The sequence below is a fragment of the Desulfovibrio sp. 1188_IL3213 genome (assembly GCF_036763145.1).
Lineage (GTDB): Bacteria > Desulfobacterota > Desulfovibrionia > Desulfovibrionales > Desulfovibrionaceae > Desulfovibrio.
Genome location: NZ_JBAIYR010000414.1, coordinates 1 through 1,963, shown reverse-complemented (window position 1 = coordinate 1,963; position 1,963 = coordinate 1). Strand labels below are relative to the sequence as shown.

Here is a 1,963-nt window from a genome sequence, read left to right as displayed (position 1 = left end):
GGGCGCGGGCTGTTCCCGGCGTGGCGGATGCCACGGTCTATCCCCTGCGGCAGGGACCGGGCACAGTTGATATTGTTATTGTCGGTGAGGACGGCATTCCCGGCGAGGATGTTGTTACCGCATGCCAGGCCAAGATTGACGCAGAGCGCCCCTGCACGGCCAAGGCAGCCACGGTTTACGCGCCCGTGCCTAAGCCGGTTGACATGACTGTGGCCCTGCGCGTCAGCAATGGCGCAACCCTGGTCACGCTCAAGCCCGCAGTCACCACCGTGCTGCAAGTCGAATTTGCCCGACTTGCCCCCGGCGAAAGCCTTGTGCTGTCGCGTCTGCTTGCCGCCGTGTCGTCGCTGGACGGCGTTGCGGACGTTGTAATCCGTGAGCCGGGAGCCAATGTCGTCCCCAGCGCCCTTGAGTGGTGCCGTCTGGGCTATCTGATGCTGGAGGCATTATGACAGACGCCATTGCCAACCGCGAAACGCGTACAGCCATGCCCCATCTGGTCGGTGTGGGTATGAAGTTTGACCGCACACGCCGCATCACCGGCTACCTTGTGGGCGATCTGGAGCGCTTCAACAACGCCAAGCGCGCCGAAGAACGGGACAGGGTGAAACATGGGACATAGTGCCCTGTTGGCGGCCTTGCTGCCGCCTGTATCCTATGATGTTAACGCGCCGGGCGTGGAGGTATCCCTTGCCGTTGACGGCGCGGAGCTTGACCGCGTGCAGGCCGCCAGCGCCGCAGTGCTTGGGGCGCTCCAGCCTTGGAAGTGGCAGCAGTATCTGCCGGATTGGGAGCGTGTATACGGCCTGCCCGGCGCATGCTCAAAAGGCGACCAGTTGCTGCAAGAGCGGATTGCCCAGCTTGCCGTGGCCTTTCTTGAGCGCGGCGGCATCTCCCACGCATGGCTCAAACGCTACGCAGCACTTGCCGGGTACGAGATCACGATTGATGAATTTACGCCATTCAAGGCGGGACACTCCCGCGCTGGCGACCCGCTGACCAATGACGACTGGACGTATGCATTTCGCGTTACAACGCCCAGCGACGCCCCCCGTGTGTTCAAGGCCGGGCAGTCGGTGGCGGGCGAGGCCCTGCGCACTTGGGGCGACAGTATTTTGGAGTGCATCATTAACCAGCGCAAACCAGCCCACGCCGTGGCGCTGATTGCGTATACATGAGGGGAGCTATGCACAGGATAGACAGCAGTACAGCAACGCCGGACAACAGATTTACGGAAGGCGACCCCACAATTCCCGTTCCTGCAACCACGGTAACGGACGATTGGCTTAATGCCGTGCAGGAAGAGCTGATAGCCATACTCGCGGCGGCCAATGTCACGCCGGACAAGGCCAACAACGCCCAGGTGCTGGCGGCCATCCAACGGCTGATTGCAGACAAGACAGGCATTGCCAAGGTGGGCGTCAACGGGCTTGTAAACCCTGACGGCGTGACCATCAAAATTGACGCTATGGGCAAAATATCAGTCGTGCAAAGCGACAAATATGACCTTGGCGAGTTTTACTATTTCCGGCACCCAATACTCAAGCCCGGCTTCGCACCACTTCAAGGCGGGGTTATTAGTGGTGTCTATCAAGGAAAAAACATTACAGAATGGCCGATTTGGCAGTATTTGCAAACAGCCGACGGACAACTGCTGCTCAAAACTGAAGCCGAGTGGCAAGCAATGACGCAAGCGATATGGCATACCAACGCTGATGGGACTACTGTAGGATGGGATGGCATCGGCGGCGCTCCTTACTATGTGCAGGATTTGGGCGCAGGTACGCTCCGCATGCCTGATGTGCGCGGCATGTATGCCGAGGCGGCGGGATTCGACTCTCTCGGCGTGGGAGACGTGCAAGGGGATGGTGAGCGTAGGAAAAGCGGCAAAGTCTCGCTGTTGTTTCCTGGCGGCTTTGAAACTTCGACAACCGCAGGAGTGTTCAAAACATCTGGTGCACGC

4 protein-coding genes are annotated in these 1,963 nt (G+C 59.7%); all 4 read left to right on the top strand.

The window, feature by feature from the left end; all coding sequences use genetic code 11:
- Positions 1–452 (top strand): baseplate J/gp47 family protein (locus V6C16_RS12085; RefSeq protein ID WP_333543314.1); only part of this gene is annotated, 452 nt, incomplete at its 5' end.
- On the top strand, positions 449–622 hold the full coding sequence (gene nrdD, locus V6C16_RS12080) for an anaerobic ribonucleoside-triphosphate reductase (RefSeq protein WP_072312616.1): 174 nt from the start codon (positions 449–451) through the stop codon (positions 620–622). The genes V6C16_RS12085 and nrdD, both read left to right, overlap by 4 nt.
- A complete protein-coding gene (locus tag V6C16_RS12075; protein WP_333534843.1) occupies positions 612–1,178 on the top strand; it encodes a YmfQ family protein in 567 nt (188 codons plus the stop codon). Before nrdD ends, V6C16_RS12075 begins: the two co-directional genes overlap by 11 nt.
- 8 nt (positions 1,179–1,186) lie before the next feature.
- Positions 1,187–1,963, top strand: a 777-nt coding sequence (locus V6C16_RS12070; protein WP_333543313.1) for a hypothetical protein, incomplete at its 3' end; no start/stop codon positions are given.

Coding starts and splice junctions, on each gene's coding strand:
- nrdD (WP_072312616.1), top strand. CDS start 449: ATGACAGACGCCATTGCCAACCGCGAAACGCGTACAGCCATGCCCCAT.
- V6C16_RS12075 (WP_333534843.1), top strand. CDS start 612: ATGGGACATAGTGCCCTGTTGGCGGCCTTGCTGCCGCCTGTATCCTAT.